Annotated in this window: 1 pseudogene; it reads right to left on the bottom strand. The window is 66.6% G+C overall.

Annotated features, from left to right (window positions below):
- Positions 1-401, bottom strand: a pseudogene (locus EOA28_RS38395) (glycosyltransferase); the annotation flags it as partial.

The following is a 401-nucleotide window of genomic DNA, read 5'->3' as shown; positions in this document are numbered from 1 at the left end:
TCCAGATGCGGTGACCGGCCTGGCGCAGCCGGTAGTCGAGCTCGGCATCCTCATTGTGGCTGAAGGTCTCGTCATAGCCGCCGACCGCAGAGAAGGCCGCTATGCGCATCAACGCGTGGTGGCCGTGATCGACCCATTCTCCGGCCGACTGATGCCGGTGCTTGGAGCCGCCGGTGCCGAGCTTGGAATTCTGTGCCGCCGCCACCGCCTTCTGGACCGCGCCGGTGCCGCTGGTCAGCATGGAGACGACGACCGAATCGGCGCCGGTGGCCGAAGCCTCCTCAACCAGCCGGTCGCAATAATCGTCAGGGTAGCCGCCATGCGCATCGATGCGGATGAGGTAGCGCGCGCCATCGCCATGGCTGGCGACCGCGAGATTGATCGCGGCACTCTGGATGCGC

The sequence above is a fragment of the Mesorhizobium sp. M2A.F.Ca.ET.067.02.1.1 genome (assembly GCF_004023285.1).
In the GTDB taxonomy this organism is placed as follows: domain Bacteria; phylum Pseudomonadota; class Alphaproteobacteria; order Rhizobiales; family Rhizobiaceae; genus Mesorhizobium.
The sequence above is the reverse complement of the archived record's forward strand: the minus strand, read 5'-3'. Positions and strand labels throughout refer to the sequence as shown.